The organism is Rhodococcus marinonascens NBRC 14363 (assembly GCF_001894885.1).
GTDB classification, from domain to species: Bacteria; Actinomycetota; Actinomycetes; order Mycobacteriales; family Mycobacteriaceae; genus Rhodococcus_F; species Rhodococcus_F marinonascens.
Map to the genome: position 1 here is coordinate 1 of NZ_BCXB01000021.1, position 25,755 is coordinate 25,755.

Below are 25,755 nucleotides of genomic sequence, written 5' to 3' on the forward strand. Positions count from 1 at the left end.
AGCACCGGATTCGGCGACACCTGCAGTTCGGTCGCGGTATCGGCGGTGACGTCGATGGTCTGCGGCGCGGACGTCGAGCCGTAGAATCCCCCGTCAGCGAGGAACACCGCGGTCACCTCCCGCATACCCGCGACATCGAACGTGTGCGTCAGGTTTGCCTCCTCGCCCACCACATCGACCGGGGCACCGATATCGTTCCCGCCGTCCTTGAACTGAATCCGACCGGACGCAGCGGCAGGATCAACCGTCGCAACCAACTTGATCGGAACACCGACCTCGGCGGCCGCCGGCGCGTGCAGGCTGGTCGACGTCCTCACAACCGGATCGTCCACCCGGACGAACACCCCGAAGTTCTTGCTACCCCGGTCGCCGGACCAGGTCCTGATCTCGACCAGCGCGCCGCTGTCGTACTCCCCGAAGGCCGTGTCGTCAGGGATCCGATACGTCGCCTCGAGCGTGATCACCTCGTTGTCGTTGAGGTCGAACCCGCCGACGACGAAGGTGCAGTCACTCTTGCACCTCGCGGTCACCCCGCCATCGGAGTTGTAGCTGAGATCCGCCTTGTTCCAGGAATTGTCGTACCTGACCCTGACGCTGTCACGGATCAACTCGAACCCGGCCGGCGGAACGTCCCGGATCTTGGGGACCGACAACCGGATCCCGCCGCCGCGGTGCTTGACCGTGGTCTTGTACGTGACGGTGTCACCGGGATTCACGACATTGCTGCCGACCACCTCTTTCGTCAGCTGCAGCCGACCGTCGTTGAGGGTGTTACTCGATGCCGGCGGCGGCGCCTCGGCGCCGGCCGTGCCGGAACCGACCATGATCAGTCCCGCCGCGGCGATGCCCGCAACCAGCGGTGCCGCGAATTTGCGCAGGGTTGACGAACGCAAGGGTCCTCCTCGGATTTTCGCCCCTGCGAACTTGGCAGGGCTGACGTCGATCGCGTCGCCAGGGAGAGTAATCGCTCCGAGGTCACCACCGCAGCGCTTCTGGTCGATGGTCCAGAAAAGCACTGGTCAACCGTCCAGAAATGGTTTCTCCACACATACCAAAGCCCGATTCCACCCACTCCTCGAGTGGAATCGGGCCCTGGTCCGAAAGTGCTGTGAAGACTCCCTCAGATCAACGCTGCGGTGCCGTGGTCGGCACGATCGGCGCGGGCAGCGCCGTCGAGCCCTCGAGGAACGCGTCGACAGCGGCGGCCGCAGAACGGCCCTCGGCGATCGCCCACACGATCAGAGACTGTCCACGTCCCATGTCTCCGGCCACGAATACGCCGTCGATATTGGTGGCCCACTCCGATGTTCGGGAGACGTTGCCGCGCTCGCCTAGATCGACGCCGAGATCGGTGAGCAGGCCAGGCTTCTCAGGACCGACGAAGCCCATCGCCAGCAGCACGAGATCGGCTTCGATTTCGAAGTCCGAGCCTTCCACCTTCTCGAAGCGACCTGACTTCATCTCGACCTCGTGGGCCGCGAGCGCAGTCACTTTGCCGTCAACCCCGTTGAACTGCTCCGTGTTGACGGAGAACAGTCGTTCGCCGCCTTCCTCGTGGGCAGAGGCAACGCGATACATCAGCGGGTACGTCGGCCACGGCGTCTGCTCGGCGCGGGTCTCGGGAGGCCGGGGCATGATCTCGAATTGGTGAACGCTCACCGCACCCTGACGGTGCGAGGTGCCCAGGCAGTCCGCACCGGTGTCGCCTCCGCCGATGATGACGACCTTCTTGCCCTCTGCGGTGATCGTGGGTTCCTCGAGGTCGCCGAACTGCACTCGGTTGGCGATCGGAAGGAACTCCATCGCCTGATGAATGCCGTCCAATTCGCGGCCGGGGATCGGGAGGTCACGGGCGGCGGTGGCACCGCCGGCCAGAACCACGGCGTCGAACTGCTCCCGCAATGCGTCGGCGGTGATGTCGACGCCCACGTTCACACCCGTCCGGAAGACCGTCCCCTCGGCCTCCATCTGGTCCAGACGGCGATCGATGTGGCGCTTCTCCATCTTGAACTCGGGGATGCCGTAGCGCAGCAGTCCGCCGATCCTGTCGGCACGTTCGAAGACGGTGACTATGTGGCCCGCTCGGGTAAGTTGCTGCGCTGCAGCGAGACCCGCGGGACCGGAACCGACGACGGCCACCTTCTTGCCCGTCGAGCGGGTGGGGTGCACCGGCTTGACCCAGCCCTCGTCGAAGGCGCGGTCGATCAGCTCGACCTCAACCTGCTTGATCGTGACCGGGTCCTGGTTGATACCCAGGACGCATGACGCCTCACAGGGCGCCGGACACAGACGCCCGGTGAACTCCGGGAAGTTGTTCGTGGCATGCAGACGCTCGATGCCGTCGTGCCAACGGTCCCGGTACACCAGGTCGTTCCACTCGGGAATCAGATTCCCCAGTGGACAGCCGTTGTGGCAGAAGGGGATACCGCAGTCCATGCACCGGCTGGCCTGGGCCTTCAGGGAATCCGATGGGAAATCCTCGTAGACCTCCTTCCAGTCGAGCAGGCGCAGCGGCACCGGCCGGCGAACCGGAAGTTCGCGTGACGTGTGCTTCAGAAAGCCGCTTGGATCACCCACGAGCTGCCTCCATCACTGCTTCGTCCACGTTCTTTCCATCCTTCTTCGCGGCCTCGATGGCCAAGAGCACCTTCTTGTAATCGCGGGGCATCACCTTCACGAAGTGAGTGACCTGCTGCGACCAGTCGGAGAGGATGCGCGCGGCAACCTCGGAGCCCGTCTCGTCGCGGTGACGCTCGATGGCGGACTTCAGCCAGGTGAAATCATCACCCGTGAGGTCCTCGAGATCCACCAGTTCCGTGTTGAGATTATCCTCGAACACCTTGTCCGGGTTGTAGACGTACGCGACGCCACCGGACATGCCGGCGCCGAAGTTACGTCCCGTCGCACCGAGGATGACGACCTTGCCACCCGTCATGTACTCACATCCGTGGTCGCCGACTCCCTCGACGACCGCGGTGGCGCCTGAGTTGCGAACGGCGAACCGCTCCCCCACGACACCGCGGAGCAGTGCCTCGCCGCTCGTGGCACCGAACAGGATCACGTTGCCGCCGACGATGTTGTCCTCAGCGACGAAACCAGGCGCGGTCACCAGCGGCGGACGTACCACGAGGCGCCCACCGGATAGCCCCTTGCCGACGAAGTCGTTGGCGTCGCCGTTCAGGCGAAGGGTGATGCCCTTGGGAACGAACGCACCGAAGCTGTTACCCGCCGAACCGGTGAACGTGATGTCGATCGTGTTGTCGGGCAAGCCCGCACCACCGAACGCCTTGGTCACCTCGTGGCCGAGCATGGCGCCGACCGTGCGGTTGACGTTGGTGATCGGCGACTCGAACGTGACCTTCTCGCCCTTGTCCAGAGCATTGCGGCTCGCGACGATCAGTTGCTGGTCGAGGGCCTTGTCGAGTCCGTGATCCTGAGTGCCCGTGCAGTGCAGGTCCTGATTCATGAACGCAGACTCAGGCTGGTGCAGGATCGGCGACAAGTCGAGGTTGCCCGCCTTGCTGCCCTTCCAGTGCTCGAACGCCTTCGTCGTATCGAGGACATCGGCCTGCCCGACGGCCTCGACGAGGGTGCGGAAACCCAACTCGGCCAGGAGTTCGCGGACCTCTTCGGCGATGAATAGGAAAAAGTTCTCGACGAACTCCGGCTTGCCGCTGAACCGCTTGCGCAGAACCGGGTTCTGCGTGGCGACACCCACGGGGCAGGTGTCGAGGTGGCAAACCCGCATCATGATGCAGCCCGACACGACCAGAGGGGCGGTCGCGAATCCGAACTCCTCACCACCGAGCAGTGCGGCGATGATGACATCACGACCGGTCTTGAGCTGTCCGTCCACCTGAACGACGATGCGGTCGCGCAGACCGTTGAGCAGCAGCGTCTGCTGGGTCTCGGCCAAACCGAGCTCCCAGGGAGCGCCCGCGTGCTTCATCGAGGTCAGCGGGGTGGCGCCGGTGCCGCCATCGTGACCGGAGATCAACACGACGTCGGCGTGCGCCTTGGAGACACCCGCGGCAACCGTGCCGACACCCACCTCGGAGACCAGCTTCACGTGAATGCGAGCCTCCGGATTGGCGTTCTTGAGGTCGTAGATCAGCTGCGCGAGATCCTCGATCGAGTAGATGTCGTGGTGCGGCGGCGGCGAGATCAGACCGACGCCGGGCGTGGAGTGCCGGACCTCGGCGACCCACGGGTACACCTTGTGCGCCGGCAGCTGGCCGCCCTCACCTGGCTTGGCTCCCTGCGCCATCTTGATCTGGATGTCGGTGCAGTTGGTCAGGTAGTGCGATGTGACACCGAAGCGTCCGGAGGCCACCTGCTTGATCGCCGACCGACGCCAGTCGCCATTCTCGTCCGGAGTGAAGCGTGCCGGATCCTCGCCGCCCTCACCGGAGTTGGATCGACCGCCGAGACGGTTCATGGCAATGGCGAGGGTCTCGTGCGCCTCGGCAGAGATGGAGCCGTAGCTCATCGCACCAGTCGAGAAACGCTTGACGATCTCGGTGGCAGGCTCGACTTCCTCCAGCGGGACGGGCTCGCGGACGCCCTTCCTGAACTCGAAGAGGCCGCGCAATGCTGCGAGGCGCTCGGACTGGTCGTCGACCAGCTTCGTGTACTCCTTGAACACCTCGTACTGCCCGGTGCGCGTGGAATGTTGCAGCTTGAACACCGTGTCCGGGTTGAACAGGTGGTACTCGCCCTCACGTCGCCACTGGTACTCACCGCCCACCTCCAGCTCGCGGTGCGCGCGCTCCTCGGGACGGTCCAGGTACGCGTTGGAGTGACGGACTGCGACGTCGGCGGCGATCTCGTCGAGACCGATACCGCCCAGGCTCGAGTTGAGTCCGGTGAAGTACTCGTCCACCAGTTCCTGCGACAGACCGATGACCTGGAACAGCTGTGCGCCGGTGTAGGACGCCAGGGTGGAGATGCCCATCTTGGACATCACCTTGAGCACGCCCTTGCCTGCTGCCTTGATGTAGTTCTGGATGGCCTTGTCGAGGGTGACGCCCTGCAACTCGTCGTTGCGGACGGCCTCGTCCAAGGTCTCGAACGCCATGTACGGGTTGACCGCTGCCGCACCGAAACCGATGAGGAGCGCCATGTGATGCACCTCGCGGGCATCGCCGGACTCCACGATGAGACCGACCTTGGTTCGCGTCTTCTCGCGCACCAAGTGGTGGTGCACCGCCGAGGTCAACAGCAGCGACGGGATCGGCGCGTACCTCTCGTTCGACTCACGGTCGGACAGGACGATGATGCGCGCACCGCCGGCGATGGCCTCGGACACTTGGTAACGGACGTCGTCGAGGGCCTTGCGCAGGCCCGCTCCACCCTCTGCCACCGGGTACAGACCCCGGATGATGACGCTGCGGAAGTTCGGGAATTCACCGTCGTCATTGACGTGAATGAGCTTCGACAGGTCGTCGTTGTGCAGGATCGGCTGCGGCAGGAAGATCTGCCGGCAGGATTCCGCTGAGGGTTGCAGTAGGTCGTGCTCGGGTCCGATGGTCCCGCCGAGGCTGGTGACGACCTCCTCGCGGATGGCGTCGAGCGGCGGGTTCGTGACCTGAGCGAACAGCTGGGAGAAGTAATCGAACAGCATCCGCGACCGCGCGGACAGCACGGCGATCGGGGTGTCGGTACCCATCGAACCCAGGGCCTCGGCACCGGAAGCCGCCATCGGCTTCACGAGGAGGTTGACCTCTTCGCTGGTGTACCCGAACATCTGCTGACGCAGAACGACACGTTCATGCGACATGTAGGTATACGGGCGGTCCGGCAGGTCGTCCATGTGTGTCAGCCCCTGCTCGAGCCACTCCTGGTAGGGGTGCTCGGCAGCCAACTCCGACTTGATCTCGTCGTCGCTGATGATGCGACCCTTCTCGGTGTCGACGAGGAACATGCGGCCGGGCTGCAGCCGGATCTTCCTGACGACGCTGGCCGGGTCGATCGGCAGGACGCCGACCTCGGAGGCCATGACGACGAGGCCGTCGTCGGTCACCCAGAGACGCGAAGGGCGCAGGCCGTTGCGGTCGAGTACTGCGCCGATGACGGTGCCGTCGGTGAAGCACACCGAGGCAGGTCCGTCCCACGGCTCAATGAGCGACGAGTGATACTGATAGAACGCCCGTCGCGCGGGGTCCATGCCCTCGTGACGCTCCCAAGCTTCCGGGATCATCATCAAGACTGCATGCGGCAGGCTGCGGCCGCCGAGGTGGAGCATCTCGAGCACCTCGTCGAAGCGCGCGGTGTCGCTGGCACCGTTGGTGCAGATCGGGAAGATCTTCTCCAGCCGACTGCGCCCGGGTCCACCGAAGATGTCGCTGTCGATGAGTGCTTCGCGGGCATGCATCCAGTTCTCGTTGCCGGCGGCCGTGTTGATCTCACCGTTGTGGGCCACGCGGCGGAACGGGTGGGCCAGCGGCCACGACGGGAACGTGTTGGTGGAGAAGCGTGAGTGCACCAGTCCGAGGGCCGACTCGACTCGCTCGTCCTGTAGATCCAGGTAGAAAGCCTTGAGCTGCGGGGTCGTGAGCATCCCCTTGTAGACGAAGGTCTGGCTCGACAGACTCGGGAAGTACACGGTCTCGCGACCGGGGCCGTCCTGGCCGGCACCTTCGCTGCCCAGTTCGTGCTCGGTGCGCTTACGAATGACGTAGGCGCGACGCTCGAGTTCGAGTCCGGTGAGAGCGTCGTTCTCGCTGCCGATGAAGATTTGCCGGAACGTGGGCATGGCGTCGCGAGCGAGAGCACCCAGCGACGAATCGTCGGTTCCCACCTCACGCCAACCGAGAACCTTCAGTCCCTCGTTCTCGACGATCTTCTCCACTGCGTCCGCGGCACGCTGCGAGTCGGCCTTGCTCTGCGGGAGGAACGCGATGCCGGTGACGTACGTTCCTGCAGCGGGCAGCGGGAAGTCCACCACGGCGCGGAAGAACTTGTCCGGGACCTGGAGGAGGATGCCGGCACCGTCACCCGTATTGGGTTCGGAGCCTGCGGCACCACGGTGCTCGAGGTTCACCAAAGCGGTGATCGCCTTCTCGACGATGTCTCTGCTGCTTCGGCCCTTCATGTCCACGACGAACGCGACACCACAAGAGTCGTGCTCGTTTGCGGGGTGATATAGACCCTGAGGGCCTGGAAGTTGCTTCATACCTAGCCTTCGTATGCCAAGAGATGCACCGACGACCAGCAGCGCTGATGGCCATCAACTTGCAATACAAGCACCGTCACGACGTGATCGGTACCACCGATCGGCTGTCGCCTTTTGCGACACGCTGGGTGTGGTCTCGCGCCGGGCGACGTGGCTTTTCGGTTGGGTCGGACTTTCGTGGGTCCAACGTATAGAGAAAACGATAAGTCAGAACCCCCGTGAGAACACAATTTAGGTTAACCTATCCATCTTCTGGATTGTGCAAACTCGGGCGCGGACCTCGGCCGACTTCAGTGTGTAAATGGCGAACGAGTGCGCCGAACACCGCGCTGAATCCGGAAGCCGGATCGAAGTGCTTGTCAGGCATGGCCGGTTGGCGAAGGACCACTCCGTCCAGGTAATCGGTGATTGCCGCTGCGCCGGCTGCCGGATTCCTCGATCCCACCAGTTCCAGCATGTCCGCCCCCCGCTCGACGAGCCCGGACCGGATCGAGCGGATGATCGTCTCCAGCCCGGGCGTCGACGCAACCTCCACGAAGAGTGCATACCGGGCGGTCGTCCGCACGCGGTCGAGGCCAGCACGAAAGCAACCAGTGCGTTCACCAGCTCATCTCTGTTCGCCGGCGGCGTTTTCGCCAAGATCCGCCAGTCGTCCCGGTCACGTTCACCCAATCGAGTGATCATCCGTTCATGAAACGTGTAGAAGCGTTCCCTGAGCCGGAATCTCACGGTCCCGACAGTGGGTCACCAGGGTGACCCTTCCCGTGGCGGCACCCGGTGCCCACAGTGCGGGACTGACATGGGTTTCCATCGGGCTCGTTTACCGTCACCCCGCAACTCGGGGAAGACGTTTCGACCAGCGCCGCCAGAATCCGGGCAGCACCTCGGTCGCGGTCCATGTTCAGACCGCACCCACAATCAAAGGTGCGTTCGGACAGGCGCAATTTGATTTTCACCACACCACATGCCGAACACGTTTTCGAGCGGGCCTGGCCTGACCGGAATCACCGGTGCGCGGAGATCGCGATGGCCCCGACCCGTCTGGTACTTTCCGCGGTAGTGGGACTGGAAAGACCGGGGGCGATCGTGGGGCGATCAACGATGACTGCGCCATTGCGCGGCAGAACCGACTGACCAGTGCCCCGAGTTCGGGCAGGTGGTTGGGGTGATCGCATCGCTGCAGGTGTGATTTGAATCCCTCGCGTGAGGCCAGGCCGGGGGTCGGCTCTGCGCGAGGGAGCGACGTGTGGAGGATTCAGCTGTGACAGAACCGCCGAACAGAAACGACGACAGCGCTCCCCTCGATCGCTTCTCACACTGGTTCCCACCTTTTGCTCCGGCTGCGGCACCGACGCGAGAAGCCGTGCAACACGACCTCCCGGCCACCGCGCCCCCGGTGGAAGGCCAACACGACCTCCCGGCCGCCGCGCCCCCGGCGGAACGCTACCGCGGCCTTCCGCCTCCACCAGCCCCTACATGGCTGTCGGCAGAGGACGAACCCTCTCCCGCACCACCCGTCCGCCGCGGCCGCGGCAAGAGGAAAATCGCCGTCGCCGTCGCGGCGTTCGCGGCAATCGCCCTGACCGGCGGTGGCGTCGCCTTGTTCGTTACGCAGTCTGGTAACGCGCCGTCCCCGTCCGCTGTTGCGCAGTCCACCGACGCGCAGTCCACCGACACGCCATCCACCTACGCGCCTGATGAGCCGCCCGCTGATGAAAACGCCGGTTGGTGCGTCGGGGCACGAGACGGCGCAACGGTCGTCGGAAACGGACCCGGTGGAACCACCGACGGCAGTGATGCGATCCTGGCCTTCGACTATGCGTACTACGTCGAACGAGACGGCGCGAAGGCCCGTGAAATCGCGGCGCCCGATGCACTCTTGGGGTCTGCCGAGGACATCCAGGATGGCATCGACACGCTCCCCGATGGCACCGAACACTGCCTCGAAATCACCGAGACCGAAACCGGCCGCTATGCCGTGACACTGTCGGAATTGCGACCCGGCGGGTTGAAGCAGAGATACGAGCAGGTCGTGACCACAGCCGACGTCGGCGGCCGGACCTACATCACATCCATTGGAGCCTCGAATTGACGAATGAACCGCTGCTGCAACCCCTTCCCGTGTCAACGCTCGTCCTCGGGGCCTGCGGTGGGGCGGGAGCAACCACGACAACGCTCGGCCTCGCGAATACCACTGCGGCCAGCGGAGGATCTGTCATCGCCGTCGACGCGACACCTGCCGGCGGCGATATCGCCGAACGCGGCGCCGACGACGTTCTCTCCATGAGCGGTCTCGAGCAGTTGGTGGCGTCCGCGGCAACAGGCTCGGTCGAGCCCGACATGTTCGGCGGTTTCTGCTCTCGCACGAGCGTCGGGGCCCGCATTCTGAATCGCATCGGCAATTACAGCGCCGTGGATGGCGAATACCACACTCTTGCAAGCGTCTTGCAAGCCCGCGGCGGGAGCGCCGTCCACGACATCGGTCACCGATTGCGCGCCGCCTACCTGGCACCGCTGTTATCCGCGCCGTCGCCGATCATCCTCGTGGTGCCATGCCGGGCGGACGCGTTCAACCGCCTGCGTTCCGCGCTGCAGTCGATCGGCGACACCCTCGGCCAGTCGGGCGTCGCGCGGACGGTGGTCACGGTGTCGAATCAGGATGCCACCGGTTGGCAGGTGGACGTCGATCTTCTGCGTGAGTACCTAGGCGCACAGGTGTGGGGAATCGAAACCATCCCCTATGACGAACACCTCGGCGCGGGGGTCGTCATCAGTCACGATCTGCTGGCACCGGAGACCCGAGCCGCGTACGAGCGACTCTCCGCCGCTGCAACGGCGGTCGGCGAGGGTCGGTCGGAACTGGTCTGAGCCCTGCGCCGCAGCACGATGCGCGCAAGTCCTCTGTGCAGTGCCCACGCGGGGGGTATGGACAGGACGGTGGTGACGATGAACACGCCCACCGCGGAACCCTGGAATATCCCGTAGCCGAGCATCTCCATGACGAACTCCATGACGACGAGATGCACGAGGAAGAACTCGTACGAGATCTCGCCGAGCCACACCATGGGCGCCCACGAGCACAGAGAGCCCATCGGTCCGTTTTGTGAGCCGATGACCAGCGGAGCCAGCAGGAACATCGCGAACGCGAGGTAGAGGAACGCCTTGGTGATCGCTGCCCCGCCGTCCTCAGGGACGATCGTCGCCTCACCTGCCGCCGGTGTGATGGCCAGTAGGAAGCAGACGAGGGCTCCGCCACCCGCTGCGTAGGGGTTGAAGCGACGAAGCGTCGTCGCGGCCACGGCTAGGACCATCCCACCGACGAACCACGCGAAGAAACCGGGAAACCACAGACGCGCGGTGATCGAAATCTGGGTGTCGGCGTGCGTGAACACGATCCACAGCGGGGTGGTCAACGCCAGAACGCACAACGCCGCCACCAGTCGGCCAGGTCGCCAACGCCTGCCACACACCGCGACCACCAGCCCCCAGGCGATCAACGGCAGGAGCATGTAGAAGACGACCTCCACAGCCAGAGTCCACGTCTGCGTCAGGCCGTCGTGGAGATGACCGAAGCCATAGATCTGCGTGAAGGTCATGTTCCGCAGAAACCCATCCATCCCGAGTCCGGTGTCACCGGAATCGCGGAACAGGTAGATCGTGTACGTCGCAATTACAACGATCCAATATGCGGGCAGGATTCGCCGTGCCCGATGCCGGAGGTACATGCCCACAGCCGGGCCCTCACGCCCTTCGGCCAGAGCCTTCACCCACGGTCGGAACAACAGATACCCCGACAGGACGAAGAAGATGGCCACTCCGATCTCGAGACGCGAGTACACCGCGCCCACAAGATCCGGGGTGTATTTACCGGTCCAGAAGCCTGCGTGCGCCCCCACCACGAGGAGCATCGCGAAAGCCCGCACTCCGGTGAGCGAACTGATCGTGGACCGCCGCGCACTCTTCTCGACGGAATCTGCATCCACTGCGACTGCTCCTCACTGCCGAGCGTCACGAGACGCTCGCACAGAATAGCTGTCCCAAGAAGGCTTCCAAATCATCAGCTAGGGCTCCTTGGGCGAAATAGTGCGTATGTCCCATTTTGGAGATTGCCCACAAGGTCCGATTCACCGAGGATCACGACACATCGTCTTTGGGGATTTAGCCGTTCTCGAAATTGTGTAGTTCCGTGTCTTCTTGCGGAAGATCTGCATACGAGGCGGAAGGAGTGGGCACACGGGTTTCGTACCGCACGGTGTTGAACTGGTCCGCGCCGGGAACGCTGCCGGTGCCCACCCGTCGGATTCCTCCCCGCACGATCCTGGCCGGCCCGCCGAGACGGCGTTGGCACACCTGTGGCGTACTGGCGGGTGTCTTCCTCGGATCGGGGAGCCGACCCGGAACGGCGGGCGGGCCGGGTCGCCGAGGAGGGTGCGGTAGGCCGGGGCATCACGCTGGCCCGACGGTGACCGTGGTTGGTTCGCGTTCGGAAAGGGGCACCACCCCGGGCATGCGGTTCCTCTCCGATCCGGGGGGTGACCCTCACACAGTGGATGCGTGTCAAAACTGAGGCCTGCCTCGTCGAAACATCGTCTTTATGGAATCAACTTGTGAGACATTGCGGCCTGCGGTGATCTCTGCGCTGTGGCCTGCGCCGGAGACCGTCTCATCTCCAAGGAGGTACGAAGATCCAATGCTGCCGCGCAGATACCGCGAGCGCCCGCGCCGCGCCCTAACTCGGAGGCACGTCGCGAGCGCTCATAGTTCACGACCCTGTTCGCGTCAACTGCCGAAGAGGGATCCGATTGAACCTCCGCTCGAACCGGAGCCACAAGGGTCAGGGGACGAGTCCTTTTCGATCGCCATCGAGTAGCGCCATCCTGCGGCGATGGCGGTGACGGTCTTACCTGTAAGTGCTTGGGGGACATCAACCTGCCCGTTGCCGTTGCTACCCCAGGCATGGATGACACCGTCATCGGTGAGAGCCATGGCATGCTCGGCACCTGCGGCGATAGAGACAACCTTCTTTCCTGTCAGTTCCTGCGGCACATCGGTTTGTCCGAAGTTGTTCAGGCCCCACGCATGGACGGCTCCGTCGTCGGTGAGAGCCATTCCATAACGGTCGGCGGCATCGATCGCAGTGACGGTTTTACCGTCCAACGCCTGCGGGTTGCTTGGACTCTCCCCCGAGCCGGTCCAGGAAATCACGGACCCATCGCTGGTGAGGGCCACCCACTCGCGCGTATTTGCGGCAATGGCAGTGACCGTCTTTCCCTGCAACTCGCTGGGCGTGGATCGCATGTAGCTGTAGGGGTGCCACAAATGAATGGCCCCGTCCTCGGTCAGGGCAGCCCACCGCATTCCGTACGCCGTGATGGCAGTGACTCTCTTCCCGGTCAATTCCTCGGGGATGTCGGTTTCCCCACTGCCGTTGGCTCCCCACGCATGGATGACGCCCTCGTCGGTCAGAGCAAGGAAGTAGTCGCCGGCAACATTGCCGGTGGCGATGGCGATAACCCTCTTGCCATCGAGCTCCCCTGGAGGGCTACTCGACGCCAAGACCGGGTTGTCGGTCGGCCATACATGAACGACACCGTCGTCCGTGAGCGCCATCGAGTGGCGAGAGCCCGTGGCGATGGCGGTAACGGTCCTGTCGGCCAACGTCTGCGGGATCTCGGTTCGCCCAGATGCTGCGTCATATCCCCAAGCGTGAACGGTTCCACCGTCTGATATCGCAACACCAACCGGCGCAGCAATGCCCGGAGTAGCAACGGAGGCAGCCAGCCCCAGCGCCGCGGTGAATGCGAGGAGGAGCTTGGCTACCGTCCTGTGGCGGTGTCGTCTGGTTCGTGTACTGGTCAACGCGGTTCTGCCCTATCTTCCTGTTTTGTTGAGGCGATGGCTTTACCCGAACACAGACGGCTTGCCTGTCCTGACGAAGAGTGACGTCCGGTCCCGAACGATCTATGCGAGTAAGCCGACAATCTATCTGGTCTCGACGGCGACTGTGGCGACCCGCTTGCGGTTCCGGCGTGTCACCGTCTGCGACCCGCACACGCGGGATCATCCGGCTAGGCGCCCCTTCCGAAGGAACACCTAAGTCCTGCTCCCCCGCCACCACGCGGGGATCATCCCGATAACATGCTCATCTACACGTTTCATGAGCGGTCATCGCTTGACAGATCAGGCCACACCTCCGGGGCAGTACCCTCCGGGCGGCTTTCCCCAGCACCACCGAAGGCCGGGCGAGCGCGCGAGGTCCTCGGTGGTGCTCGAGGTGGAACGCAGTGCCACGGTGACGCACCCGCCGCGGAGCCGTCACTTCCCCGGCACGGCTTCGCCGAGATGAAGGTCCGGTTCCCAGTCGTAGACGACGGCGGTCCGCAGCAGGATGTCCTGAACCGAGCGGCGTCGACGGTCGACGGCAGCCCACAGCAGCCCGAACCAGAGCATTACGCACAACACGGCGCGCAGGAAGGCCCGCAGCCAGCCGATCAACTCGCCGTTGCGGCTTACCACCCGCAACCCCATCGTCACCGCTCCGACTGTGCGTCCGCTGAGGGCCCAGCATGCAGTGAGATACAGCACCGCCACAGCGTGGAACGTGGTCACAGAGTGCAATGCATGGATGGCGGGAGCCGAAAATTCCTGCGGTGAGAACAACAACGTGGCGAGCAACACACCCACATAGATAAAGCCCATCATTGCCAATGCGACCAACAGGTCGATGCCGGCGGCAAACCCTCGGGTTATGATGCCCGCGGAATGATGTGTGGGTCCGCTCATCCTTCACCCCGTTCCACCGACTGTTCCTGAGAGCGCCCGAACAACTTGCCGACGAACCCTGATACGGCGTCGTCGGCTTGCATTCCCTGGCTCCGCACGCCGAGCACCGCCTCGCTGGACATCGACCCGGTGGACTCACGGATGATGCGCGGCAAATCCACACCCTCGATCACGGTGTCAGCGAGATCGATGAGGTCGATGCCTTCGGCGACGACGTCGAGATCGACGTGATCGCGGACGATCGCGGTGATGTCCACTTCGAGCAGCCCAACCTGCACGACCTTCCGTAGCACCGCGTGCAGCACCCGATCCGCGAGTTCGTCCGCGGTGTGCAGTGTCTCGGTGCCGCGGTCTTCAAGGGTTGCCAGCACGGGATCGACACCTGGCACACGCCGCGCCACATCGAGGCCGAACCCGATCGCGCCACGCAATCCCGCGCCCGCGGTGGCGGCGGCACCGATCACGAGGCGTACCGGATCAGAGGACTTCGCGCCGTCCATACCCTTATCCAAAACGGTTGAAGCCGCCTACGCACCAGTTTTTCGATTTTCGCCACCGGGAGGTCCACGTCGAAGTCGTTGGTCGCGCACGACCAAGGACGACCGGTTCGGTACAAACACAAAGGCCACGAACTCAACAGAGCTCGTGGCCTCGAGTCGTGACTCCTGAGAATCATTGCTGGTGGGCGAAGGGGGACTTGAACCCCCACGTCCCGAAGGACACTGGCACCTGAAGCCAGCGCGTCTGCCATTCCGCCACTCGCCCGAGCGACTGCAGAACATTATCACGGGATCCCCGAGAATTACGATTCGTACAGCTCAGACCCAAAAAGGCCACGGTCGTACCCCTCCGGGCGAAGACCGATATCATGCTGTTGCGCGGACCGGTGTCGTGACGGGTCGCAATGACAGTACCGTGGGATACACGCACGGCGGTGTCACGACACGACAGTGTCACCACGCTTAGCCGTCCGCAATACAGACATGTTTTCGACACGAACAACGCCACGACACTGGGCGTACCACACCACGACACTGGGCGTACCACACCACGGCACTGGAAGGAGGTTCCGATCGGATGGGAATTGTTCAACGCTTCGAGCGGAAGCTCCAAGGAGCCGTCGGTGATGCGTTTGCGCGGGTCTTCGGTGGCGGCGTCGTGCCGCATGAGGTGGAAGCCGCCCTGCAGCAGGAAGCCGCCGACCAGATCCAGCAGTTGGAGGGTGGCCATCTGCTCGCTCCCAACAGCTACTTGATCGCGATCAACAACTCGGACCACGATGAACTTGCCGCTGACAGAGACCTGACGGTCAGGGCCTTCGCCCGTCACCTCGAAGACTTCATTCGCGAGCAGGGATGGCAGACGTTTGGTCCCATCCAAGTCGCGTTCGAACCGTCGCCGTCAATGCACACCGGGCAGTTCCGCACCCGGGGTTCGGTGGATCCGGACGCAGGTCGCGCCGGTGCCACCACGTCGGGGCGACCCGAACCGCCACGCGGTCCCTTACCGCGACCACAGGCACCATCTGTACCCGTCACGTCGAATCCAGGAGCTGGCCCCATGACGCAGAATTCAGGCTACGACCCCAGCCGCGAACCGGCGGGCAACCGCAAGCCGAACCCACAGGACGCGCGCAACGGTCACGCCCACCCCGGCCAGGATCAGCGGTATCCCCAGGGCAACCAGAATGGCTACGACCGTGGCGGGTACCCGCCGGAGGATGCGTACCCGCAGGAGCAGGCGTACGGCCAAGCATACGACCAGGGGTCCACGGCTCGCGGTTACGACCAGCAGGGCGGGTACGACCAGCAGGGCGGGTACGACCAGCAGGGCGGGTACGACCAGCAGGGCGGGTACGACCAGCAAGCGGACGGCGGCTACCAGCAGCAGGACTACCAGGGCGGGTACGACCAGCAGGGCGGGTACGACCAGCAGGGCGGGTACGACCAGCAAGCGGCCCCCGCCCGCTACCCGGACGGCTCCTACGCCGACGGCGGCTACCAGCAGCAGGGCTACAACCAGCAGGGCGGGTACGACCAGCAGGGCGGGTACGACCAGCAGGCCTACGCCGACTACGACCAGGGCGGCTACCAGCAGCAGGGCTACAACCAGCAGGGCGGGTACGACCAGCAGGGCGGGTACGACCAGCAGGCCTACGCCGACTACGACCAGGGCGGCTACCAGCAGCCATACCCGCGCGCCGGCCAGACGTTCACCGCCACGTTGCAGCTCGAGGACGGCAGCGGGCGGCACTTCCAGCTGCGCGAGGGCAACAACGTCATAGGCCGCGGCCAGGAGGCACAATTCCGACTTCCGGACACAGGCGTGTCGCGTCGCCACATCGACATCCGCTGGGACGGGCAGGTCGCGATGCTCTCTGACCTCGGCTCCACCAACGGAACCACGGTCAACGGCGCACCCGTCCAGGATTGGCAACTTGCCGACGGAGATATCGTCCGGGCAGGTCATTCGGAGATCCTTGTCCGAATCCTTTAAGGCTCGCCCCACCAGAGGAGCCACTGGGATCAGCCACTGATTTCCCGGCCGAGACATAACCGAGACAGCTTCGGTACTGGCCGACATCGCGTCGGACGCGGAGTCGGCCGTAACCCGGTGCGGACTGAGTATCGTGGTGGGCTGCCCGTATCCTGATCGCAGGGTGCGGGTTGCCCATATAATGCTGCCAGAAACAGACCCGGGAACCTCGGATGTTCCGGCCATGAATGGAAGGAGGCGGAACTGCTGTGCAAGGTTTGATTCTGCAGCTCACACGAGCAGGCTTCCTGCTTCTGCTGTGGCTGTTCGTGTGGGCCGTCCTGCGGACATTGCGTGGCGACATCTACGCCGGCTCCGGTGTACGCGTGCCGCCTCGATATTCCCGCGGTGGCAACGTCCTGCCGTCCTTGGGTAAGGCGAAGACCGCGAAGTATCTGGTGGTCACGCAGGGCGGTCTGGCCGGTACCCGCATCACGCTCGCAACGCAGCCCGTCCTCATCGGCCGCGCCGATGACTCCACCCTCGTCCTTACTGACGACTACGCCTCCACCCGCCACGCTCGGCTCTCTCCACGAGGGGCCGACTGGTATGTCGAAGACCTCGGCTCGACCAACGGCACCTACCTGGATCGTGCCAAGGTCACCACATCTGTCCGCGTGCCGCTCGGTACTCCCGTACGCGTCGGCAAAACGGTAATCGAGTTGCGCCCGTGACCCTGGTACTCCGCTATGCCGCTCGCAGCGACCGCGGCCTCGTTCGTTCCAACAACGAAGATTCTGTCTACGCCGGTGCCCGCCTCCTGGCGCTCGCGGACGGAATGGGCGGTCACGCTGCCGGTGAGGTCGCGTCACAGTTGATGATCGCCGCACTGGCGCATCTCGACGACGACGAACCCGGCGAAGACCTCCTGGGCAAGTTGGAGGCTGCCACCCGCGAGGGCAACGACTCCATCGGCGACCACGTCGAGGAAGATCCCGAGCTCGACGGAATGGGCACCACGCTCACGGCAATCCTGTTCTCGGGCAGCAAACTCGGGCTCGTCCACATCGGCGACTCCCGTGCCTATCTGTTGCGTGACGACTCCCTCACCCAAATCACCCGGGACGATACGTTCGTGCAGTCGCTCGTCGACGAGGGACGGATCACGGCCGAGCAGGCCCACACGCATCCGCAGCGCTCGCTCATTATGCGCGCCCTCACCGGCAACGAGATCGAGCCGACGCTGACGGTCCGCGAGGCCCGCGCCGGGGATCGCTACCTGTTGTGCTCCGACGGACTGTCGGACGTGGTCAGCGACGAGACCATCGAAAACACCATGCGTGAGAGTTCTCAGGATGAATGCGCCGACCGGCTCATCGAGCTCGCCCTCCGTAGCGGCGGTCCGGACAACGTCACGGTCGTCGTCGCCGATGTCATCGACCTCGACTACGGGCAGAGCCACCCCATCGTGGCCGGCGCCGCCTCCACCGACGACGAGGAGGACGCCCCTCCACCCAACACGTCCGCCGGTCGTGCCGCCGCGATGCGTCCGCCGCGTGCCACCCCGAAACGAGTGGTTCCGCAGGCCGCGGAACCACCAACGAAGAAGCGCCATCGCATGTGGTGGGCCGCCCTCACCCTCGGCTTGATCGTCGTGGTCGCCGTCGCTGCATTCGTCGGGCAGGCTCTGATCCGCAACAACTACTACGTCGGCGCAGACAGTGAGCGCGTCACCGTGTTGCGTGGGGTTCCCGGCTCGGTGTTGGGCTACTCGCTGCAAGAGGCGAATCTCCTCGGCTGCGTCAGCGACACGGGCGACCTGAGGTTGATGTCGCCCAACGAATCAGCGAGCGGTTGCACCGTTCTCGAGGTCGATGATCTCAGGCCGTCCGCGCGCGAGCAGGTCCGTGCCGGACTGCCCTCAGGCAACCTCGACGACGCCCGCAACCAGATGGCACGGCTCGCCGAGAACGACCTGCTTCCGATCTGCGAGCCGGAATCGTCCGACGTTCCCGCGACCACTCTGGCACCCACCCCGGAGACAACGCCGCCGTTGGCACCCGTTCCCCCAGCCGAGGTGGCACCGCTACCAGCCGAGGTGGCACCGCTACCAGCCGAGGAGATACCGGCACCTGCGCAAGAGATACCCGCACCGCCCACCGACACCCCGATGCCTCCCATGACCCAGGTTCCTGGTCAGAACTGCAGGACGGCCAACTGATGTCGGTTGCCAGCCCATCACCGGGGGCGCAGTTTCCCAGTCCGCCAGGCGGGTTCGCGCCGGCTCCCGCCCAACCGACCCGACGCAACACCGAGCTGATCCTGATCGGTTTCGCAATCCTGATCACGACGATCTCGCTGGTGCTGGTCGAGGCCAGCCAGGAACAGAATCTGCGCTGGGACCTCGCAAAGTACGCTGCCGCCTACTCTGCGCTGTTCCTGATCGCGCATCTCGCAGTGCGTCGGTTCGCACCCTTCGCCGACCCACTGATCCTTCCGATCGTCGCGTTACTCAACGGGCTGGGTCTGGTACTGATCCACCGACTCGATCTCGCCGACGAGCAGTCCGCCGTCTACTTCGGCCTTCCCACCCCGTCGCCGGACGCGAACCAGCAAGTTCTGTGGACCACGCTGGCAATCGCGGGATTCGTGGCCGTACTGGTGTTGCTGAATGACTACCGTCTCCTGGCCCGCTACAGCTACACGCTGGGTCTCGCCGGGTTGGTGTTCCTCGCGATCCCTGCGGTCCTGCCGGCGAACCTCTCCGAAGTCAACGGGGCGAAAATCTGGATCAGGCTCCCCGGATTCAGCATTCAGCCCGGCGAGTTCTCGAAGATCCTGCTGATCATCTTCTTCGCTTCGATCCTCGTTGCGAAACGAGACCTGTTCACCACTGCCGGCAAGCACGTATTCGGCATCGACCTGCCCCGGGCCCGCGACCTCGGCCCGATCATCGTCGCCTGGATGGTGTCGGTGGGCGTGCTCGTGTTGGAAAAGGAACTCGGAACGTCGCTGCTGCTGTTCAGCACCGTACTGGTAATGCTCTACATCGCCACCGAACGCGTCGGATGGTTGCTGATCGGCCTGGGACTGCTGACCATCGGCTTCTTCTTCGCCTACCAAATGTTCGGCCACGTCCGCGTCCGTGTGAGCACCTGGCTCGACCCGTTGGCCGACTACAACGACACCGGCTACCAGATCTCGCAGTCGCTGTTCGGCCTCGCGACCGGCGGTGTCGCCGGCACGGGACTCGGCGGGGGCAGGCCCTCACAGGTGCCGTTCGCGAAGACCGACTTCATCGTCGCCACCGTCGGCGAGGAACTCGGGCTGATCGGTCTCGCCGCCGTGCTGATGCTCTTCCTGGTGCTCGTCATCCGCGGGTTGCGCACGGCATTGGCCGTGCGCGACAGCTTCGGCAAACTCCTCGCGGCCGGCCTGTCCTTCACCATCGCCGTCCAGGTGTTCGTGGTGGTCGGCGGCGTCACCAAGCTGATCCCCCTCACAGGTCTGACGACACCGTTCATGTCGTACGGTGGATCATCGCTGCTCGCCAACTACCTTCTGCTCGCGATCTTGATCAAGATCTCCCACGCCGCACGTGAGCCGGCCGTCCCGAAGAAGAAGGGCCCCGGGCCCATCGCCGACGCCCCAACCGAGATGATGCCTCGCTCATGAACACACCTCTGCGCCGCGTCGCGATCGCCGTCATGGCGATGGTGGTTGCCCTCCTCGCCAACGCCACCTACGTCCAGGTCATCAAGGCCGACGACTTGCGGGCCGATCCGCGGAACTCCCGCGTGCTACTCGACGAATACTCGCGTCAGCGCGGTCAGATCTCGGCGGCCGGTCAAGTGTTGGCGGCGTCCGTTCCTACCAACGACCGCTACCGGTACCTGCGTACCTACCCCGCCGGCCAGGGGACGCCGTCGAGCCCAGAGGCCAACGCGCCGGTCACGGGTTTCTATTCGATGCAATACGGCAGCACTGGGCTCGAGCGCGCCGAGGACCAGGTTCTCAACGGTTCCGACAGTCGCCTGTTCGGACGGCGATTCTTCGACCTCGTGGCCGGGCGTGACCCGCGCGGCGGCAACGTGGTGACCACCATCAATCCGGTCATGCAGCAGGTGGCCTACGACCAGTTGACGGCGAAGGGCTACACGGGTTCGGTCGTGGCGATCGAACCGAGCACCGGGCACATCCTGACGATGGTCAGTACACCGAGCTACGACCCCAATTCACTTTCCGGCCACGACGGTACCGAAACCACCCAGGCCTGGGAGATGCTGAACGACGACCCGGGAAAACCCTTGATCAACCGTGCGGTGTCGCAGACATACCCGCCCGGTTCCACCTTCAAGGTCGTGGTGGCCGCAGCCGCGCTCGCCGCCGGAACCACCCCTGACACCCAACTGACGGCGGCCCCCCAGATCACCCTTCCCGGCACGTCGACGACCCTCGAGAATTACAACGGTTCGACGTGTGGCGACGCACCCACCGCGTCGTTGCGCGAGGCCTTCGCACGGTCCTGCAACACGGCGTTCGTCGAACTGGGTATCGAAACCGGCGCCGACGCGATCCGTGACCAGTCCAGCGAACTCGGCATCGGCGGACAAATGCCCGGCGTCCCTTTCCCCGTGGCAGACAGCACTATCGGGATGATCCCCGACGAGGCAGCACTCGGCCAGAGCAGCATCGGCCAACGCGACGTCGCGCTCACTCCGCTGCAAAACGCGATGATCGCGGCCACCGTCGCGAACGGTGGAGTTCGGATGCAACCACAACTGGTATCAGACTTGCAGGCCCCAGACCTTTCCGACCTTGCCACCACCAACCCCGTGTCTGAAGGCCAGGCGATATCTCCTGAGGTAGCAGACACCCTGACCGACCTGATGATCGGTTCCGAAAACGAAACCAGCGGCGAAGGCAAGATCCCCGGCGTCCAGATTGCCTCCAAGACAGGCACCGCCGAACACGGGACCGATCCGCAGAACACGCCGCCACACGCCTGGTACATCGCATTCGCGCCCGCCGAGAACCCGACCGTGGCCATTGCAGTCATCGTCGAGAACGGCGGAGATCGTTCACTGGCCGCAACCGGCGGCTCGGTAGCCGCACCAATCGCTCGTGCCGTCATCGCAGCCGGACTCCAGGGGGGCTGAACATGGCACTGAACAACGGCGCTCTGATTGCCGATCGATACCGTCTGATCCGGCTCATCGCTACCGGCGGAATGGGACAGGTCTGGGAGGCGAACGACAGTCGACTCAACCGTCATGTCGCGGTAAAGGTACTGAAATCCGAGTTCTCGTCGGATCCAGAATTTCTCGAGCGTTTCCGGTCCGAGGCACGTACCACCGCGCAGTTGAACCACTCTGGTATCGCCGGGATCTACGACTACGGTGAGGTACGCGACAGCGACGGCGAGTCCACCGCCTACCTGGTGATGGAACTCGTCAACGGTGAACCATTGAACGCCGTTCTCGCGCGCGTGGGGCGACTCACGGTTCCGCACGCTCTGGATATGCTCGAGCAGACAGGCCGGGCGTTGCAGGTGGCGCACGACGCCGGGGTGGTGCACCGCGACGTGAAGCCGGGCAACATATTGATTACCCCCACCGGTCAGGTGAAAATCACCGACTTCGGCATCGCCAAGGCTGTGGAGAGCTCACCCATCACTCGCACCGGCATGGTAATGGGCACCGCTCAATACATCGCCCCGGAACAAGCACTGGGACAAGATGCCACCGCGGCCAGCGACGTCTACTCGCTCGGAATCGTCGGCTACGAGGCGCTGTCGGGGCGCCGCCCGTTCCTCGGCGACGGCGCGATCACCGTCGCGATGAAACACGTACAGGAGGCTCCGGCACCCTTACCTGACGACCTGCCGTCGAACATCCGCGAACTCATCGACATCACCATTTCGAAGGATCCGACCGTGCGTTATGCCAGTGGCGGAGATTTCGCCGAGGCTGTCGCAGCGGTCCGGTCCGGGCGGCGTCCACCGCCTCCCGGTCGGCCGACTGGCGGGGCGCCCCGCGTGCTGCCTCCGCCGATGGCGGGACCCACCCAGATGACGCAAAACGCATACGCGGGGCCGGTCACCGGGCCGACCCCTCCCGAAGGCTCCGATGAGGACGACGACCACAAACAGGGCGGCCTGACCAGTGGCCAGATGGCGGTGGCCTGGGGTGCAGGCGGCCTGCTCCTGCTGGCGGCGATCATCGGTGTGGCGCTCGTCCTGTTCGGCCAGAGCGATACGAATAGTCCGACGGTGCCCGTGGTGACGTCGTCGCTTCGGACGATCACGACGACACCGCACCCAACCACGGTCTTCACATTCGAGCAGCAACCCACGACGATCACCGCGCCGCCAACGATCATCGTGCCGCCAACGATCATCGAACCGCCAACGATCATCGAACCGCCACCCACCACCGAGCCGCCACCCACGACGACCACCGAGCCGCCACCCACGACGACCACCGAGCCGCCACCCACGACGACGACCGAGCCGCCACCCACGACGACCACGCCGGAGGAACCAGCTCCTCCGGCCCCACAAGGACAGCCATGACCACACCCCGTAACCTCTCCGCACGCTACGAACTGGGTGAGATTCTCGGCTTCGGTGGCATGTCCGAGGTCCATCTCGCCCGCGACGTCCGACTCAGCCGTGACGTGGCAATCAAGGTCTTGCGAGCCGATCTTGCCCGCGACCCCACGTTCTACCTGCGCTTCCGCCGCGAAGCGCAGAACGCGGCAGCACTCAACCACCCAGCGATCGTGGCCGTCTACGACACCGGCGAGGCGGAAACCGACGCCGGGCCCTTGCCCTACATTGTGATGGAGTACGTCGACGGCGACACATTGCGCGACATCGTGCGCGCAGAGGGTCCGATGTCGCCACGCCACGCGATGGAAGTCATCTCGGATGTGTGTGCAGCGCTGGACTTCAGTCATCGCAACGGCATCGTGCACCGCGATGTGAAGCCCGCCAATGTGATGATCAACCGTGCGGGCGCGGTGAAGGTGATGGACTTCGGCATCGCACGTGCGATCTCCGATGCGTCCAGCCCGATGACACAGACTGCTGCCGTAATCGGCACCGCCCAGTATCTGTCGCCCGAGCAGGCTCGTGGCGAACAGGTCGACGCCCGGTCCGACGTGTATTCGCTCGGGTGTGTGCTGTTCGAGATCCTCACCGGCCAGCCGCCGTTCAAGGGCGACTCGCCGGTTGCGGTCGCGTATCAGCACGTGCGGGAGGATCCGCAGACACCGTCCGACGTCAACCCGGATATTCCGCGCGAACTCGACTCCGTGATCCTCAAGGCAATGAGTAAGAACCCTGCCAACCGTTACCAGACCGCCGCCGACATGCGCAGCGACCTGGTCCGGGTTCTCGGTGGGCAGCGACCCGTCGCGCCGATGGTGATGAGCGACGAGGACCGCACCACCATCCTCGGGGCCGTTGACTCCGGGGCTGGGAACTACCGTCCGCCGACACCCACCAAGACCCCGGCAGAAGAAACGGACGCAACCGAACCGAACCGGAAGCGAAGTCCGATACTGATGGCATTGATGGCGCTGGGCGCCCTCATCGTCGTCGGTATCGTCACTGCGTTCCTGATTACCGCCTTGGGATTGGGGTCCGGGGCCGACCAGGTGACCCTGCCCGATGTCACGAACCAGGGCGCCGACGCCGCCGCGACCAGGCTGGAAGGCGAAGGTTTCCAAGTCGCCCGGCAGCAGAAACCCGATGTCGTCGTGGCGGCCGGTAACGTGATCACCACCCGGCCCCTCGGGGGCGTCGAGGTGGACAGGGGCAGCACCGTCACCCTCGAGGTGTCCTCGGGCCCTGCTCAAGTGAAGATTCCCCGGCTCGCCGGTCTGAACCAGCAGGAAGCCCAGCAGGAGTTGAACGCGGCCGGTCTGCGGCTCGATAGCTCCATCGAACGCGCACCTTCGGACGAGTCCGACATCGACAAGGTGATCGCACAACGGCCGTCGTCGGGTTCGAGCATCTCACCCGACTCCGAGGTCGCGATCACCTTGGGAAGCGGTCCCGAGCAGGTCCGTGTTCCGGACGTTGCGGGCCAGACGGTGGAGGTCGCCCAAGCCAACATCGAGGGCGCCGGCTTCGAGGTGACGGTCGAGAACGTCGACTCCGGCATGCAAGAGGGTCAGGTGGTCTCCACCGACCCCGCCGGAGGGTCGACCGCCGCAGAGGGTGACACCATCACGATCAAGGTCTCGAACGGCAACAACATCCAGATGCCCGACCTGACCGAAAAGACGGTGTCGCAAGCGCTCGCGTTGCTGCGCAGCGCCGGGTGGACCGGGTCTTCGAGTTCGTTGAATCAGTCCCAGACGGCCACGCTCGATCCGGACCAGGTCGGAAGGATCATCAGTCAGGAACAACCGGCGGGATCGGAAATCACCAAGACAAGCGTCATCTCGATCCGGGTCGGAACGCTGGGCATCCCGAGGTAGGCAATTGCGCTGCCGGTGAGTAGTCGACTACTCACCGGCACTACCCGCTCAATGCGATCGCCACCTCGGCCTCGAGAGTGGCTACGAGGGACTCCCGCGGGGCGTCGCCACAAATCGCGAGCCAGTTGGCGAGCACCCGGTGGCCCCCCTCGGTAAGCACGGACTCCGGATGGAACTGGACGCCGTGTATCGGGAGTTCACGGTGCCGCATCGCCATGACGATGCCGCTGTCGGTGTGGGCCGTGACCTCGAGTTCATCCGGAATAGTGTCCTCGAGCACGGTCAACGAGTGGTACCGCGTTGCAGTGAACGGTTCGGGTAGGCCCGCGAGCACACCGGCATTGTCGTGGTGGACGATGCTGGTCTTTCCGTGTAGCAGTTCGGGCGCGCGGTCGACCGTCGCGCCGAATGCAGCGCCGATCGCCTGATGTCCGAGGCACACTCCGAGCAGCGGTGTCTTCGCATCGGCAGATGCATTGACCAAGTCCATCGTCGCACCGGCGCGCGCCGGGGTGCCGGGGCCGGGGCTCAGCAGGATGCCGTCAAAATCGGCCGCGGCCGCGGCGATCGCCGCCGGCCCGGTGAGATTCGGATCGTCGTTTCGCCAGACCACCGCCTGCGTCCCCAACTGTCCGAGATACTGGACCAGGTTGAACACGAAGCTGTCGTAGTTGTCGACGACGAGAATCCTCATGGGGCCAGGATATTCTGCCGTCACAGTGTCCCGCGCGGCCGGGGACCCACCGACTCGTGTCCCGCGCGGCCGGGGACCCACCGACTCGTGTCCCGCGCGGCCGGGGACCCACCGACTCGTGTCCCGCGCGGCCGGGGAC

18 protein-coding genes, 1 tRNA gene and 1 pseudogene are annotated in these 25,755 nt (G+C 64.6%); 9 read left to right on the forward strand and 11 right to left on the reverse strand.

The annotated features are described in order from the left end of the window. From RM2_RS15250 to RM2_RS15275, 5 genes and pseudogenes are all read right to left on the reverse strand, one after another. Positions 1-1,016: Ig-like domain repeat protein (locus RM2_RS15250; RefSeq protein ID WP_174553863.1), on the reverse strand; the 1,016-nt coding region annotated here is incomplete at its 3' end. A gap of 109 nt (positions 1,017-1,125) precedes the next feature. Next, positions 1,126-2,577: a glutamate synthase subunit beta gene (locus tag RM2_RS15255; protein ID WP_072690421.1), complete on the reverse strand. Its 1,452-nt coding sequence runs from the start codon at positions 2,575-2,577 to the stop codon at positions 1,126-1,128. Then, positions 2,570-7,174, reverse strand: a complete 4,605-nt coding sequence (gene gltB / locus RM2_RS15260) for a glutamate synthase large subunit (protein WP_072690422.1) — start codon at positions 7,172-7,174, stop codon at positions 2,570-2,572. Before gltB ends, RM2_RS15255 begins: the two co-directional genes overlap by 8 nt. 241 nt (positions 7,175-7,415) lie before the next feature. Continuing rightward, positions 7,416-7,739 carry an ABC-F family ATP-binding cassette domain-containing protein gene (locus RM2_RS15270; RefSeq protein WP_072690423.1) on the reverse strand — a complete coding sequence of 108 codons (324 nt, stop codon included), beginning with the start codon at positions 7,737-7,739 and terminating at the stop codon, positions 7,416-7,418. Positions 7,740-7,899: 160 nt separating this feature from the next. Further along, positions 7,900-8,145: pseudogene (locus RM2_RS15275) on the reverse strand (hypothetical protein); the annotation flags it as partial. Positions 8,146-8,435: 290 nt separating this feature from the next. On the opposite strand from RM2_RS15275, the gene RM2_RS15280 reads away from it, so the two are divergent. Together RM2_RS15280 and RM2_RS15285 are read left to right on the forward strand one after the other, a co-directional pair. Beyond that, positions 8,436-9,266, forward strand: coding sequence for a DUF8176 domain-containing protein (locus tag RM2_RS15280; protein ID WP_445009100.1), 831 nt, complete (start codon positions 8,436-8,438; stop codon positions 9,264-9,266). Further along, complete coding sequence (locus RM2_RS15285) at positions 9,263-10,042, forward strand: hypothetical protein (RefSeq protein WP_072690426.1); 780 nt, start codon at positions 9,263-9,265, stop codon at positions 10,040-10,042. Before RM2_RS15280 ends, RM2_RS15285 begins: the two co-directional genes overlap by 4 nt. Here the strand turns inward: RM2_RS15285 and RM2_RS15290 are convergent. From RM2_RS15290 to RM2_RS15310, 5 genes are all read right to left on the reverse strand, one after another. Next, a complete protein-coding gene (locus RM2_RS15290) occupies positions 9,949-11,157 on the reverse strand; it encodes an acyltransferase family protein (protein ID WP_072690427.1) in 1,209 nt (402 codons plus the stop codon). The genes RM2_RS15285 and RM2_RS15290 overlap by 94 nt on opposite strands. A 796-nt stretch (positions 11,158-11,953) precedes the next feature. Further along, positions 11,954-12,832: an RCC1 domain-containing protein gene (locus tag RM2_RS15295; RefSeq protein ID WP_084721823.1), complete on the reverse strand. Its 879-nt coding sequence runs from the start codon at positions 12,830-12,832 to the stop codon at positions 11,954-11,956. 657 nt (positions 12,833-13,489) lie between these two features. Beyond that, positions 13,490-13,957, reverse strand: a complete 468-nt coding sequence (locus tag RM2_RS15300) for an RDD family protein (RefSeq protein WP_072690429.1) — start codon at positions 13,955-13,957, stop codon at positions 13,490-13,492. Then, complete coding sequence (locus RM2_RS15305) at positions 13,954-14,457, reverse strand: hypothetical protein (RefSeq protein ID WP_072690430.1); 504 nt, start codon at positions 14,455-14,457, stop codon at positions 13,954-13,956. The genes RM2_RS15300 and RM2_RS15305 overlap by 4 nt, the downstream gene beginning before the upstream one ends. Positions 14,458-14,636: 179 nt before the next feature. Beyond that, a tRNA-Leu gene (locus RM2_RS15310) sits at positions 14,637-14,722 on the reverse strand. A gap of 312 nt (positions 14,723-15,034) precedes the next feature. Between RM2_RS15310 and RM2_RS15315 the strand changes: the two genes are divergently transcribed. From RM2_RS15315 to pknB, 7 genes are all read left to right on the forward strand, one after another. After that, positions 15,035-16,453 (forward strand): FHA domain-containing protein, encoded by a 1,419-nt coding sequence (locus tag RM2_RS15315; protein ID WP_072690431.1) that lies wholly within the window; start codon positions 15,035-15,037, stop codon positions 16,451-16,453. A 248-nt stretch (positions 16,454-16,701) separates the two neighbouring features. Further along, a complete protein-coding gene (locus tag RM2_RS15325; protein WP_072690432.1) occupies positions 16,702-17,166 on the forward strand; it encodes an FHA domain-containing protein FhaB/FipA in 465 nt (154 codons plus the stop codon). Continuing rightward, on the forward strand, positions 17,163-18,653 hold the full coding sequence (locus tag RM2_RS15330; protein ID WP_072690433.1) for a protein phosphatase 2C domain-containing protein: 1,491 nt from the start codon (positions 17,163-17,165) through the stop codon (positions 18,651-18,653). Before RM2_RS15325 ends, RM2_RS15330 begins: the two co-directional genes overlap by 4 nt. Then, positions 18,653-20,107 carry an FtsW/RodA/SpoVE family cell cycle protein gene (locus RM2_RS15335; protein ID WP_072690434.1) on the forward strand — a complete coding sequence of 485 codons (1,455 nt, stop codon included), beginning with the start codon at positions 18,653-18,655 and terminating at the stop codon, positions 20,105-20,107. Before RM2_RS15330 ends, RM2_RS15335 begins: the two co-directional genes overlap by 1 nt. After that, entirely contained in the window at positions 20,104-21,591 is a 1,488-nt protein-coding gene (locus RM2_RS15340; protein ID WP_072690435.1) for a peptidoglycan D,D-transpeptidase FtsI family protein, read from the forward strand. The genes RM2_RS15335 and RM2_RS15340 overlap by 4 nt, the downstream gene beginning before the upstream one ends. A 2-nt stretch (positions 21,592-21,593) precedes the next feature. Next, on the forward strand, positions 21,594-23,006 hold the full coding sequence (locus tag RM2_RS15345; RefSeq protein WP_072690436.1) for a serine/threonine-protein kinase: 1,413 nt from the start codon (positions 21,594-21,596) through the stop codon (positions 23,004-23,006). Next, positions 23,003-24,922 carry a Stk1 family PASTA domain-containing Ser/Thr kinase gene (gene pknB, locus RM2_RS15350; protein ID WP_072690437.1) on the forward strand — a complete coding sequence of 640 codons (1,920 nt, stop codon included), beginning with the start codon at positions 23,003-23,005 and terminating at the stop codon, positions 24,920-24,922. Before RM2_RS15345 ends, pknB begins: the two co-directional genes overlap by 4 nt. A 40-nt stretch (positions 24,923-24,962) precedes the next feature. On the opposite strand, the gene RM2_RS15355 is transcribed toward pknB, so the two are convergent. Next, a complete protein-coding gene (locus RM2_RS15355) occupies positions 24,963-25,616 on the reverse strand; it encodes an aminodeoxychorismate/anthranilate synthase component II (protein ID WP_072690486.1) in 654 nt (217 codons plus the stop codon). Positions 25,617-25,755 lie beyond the last annotated feature (139 nt).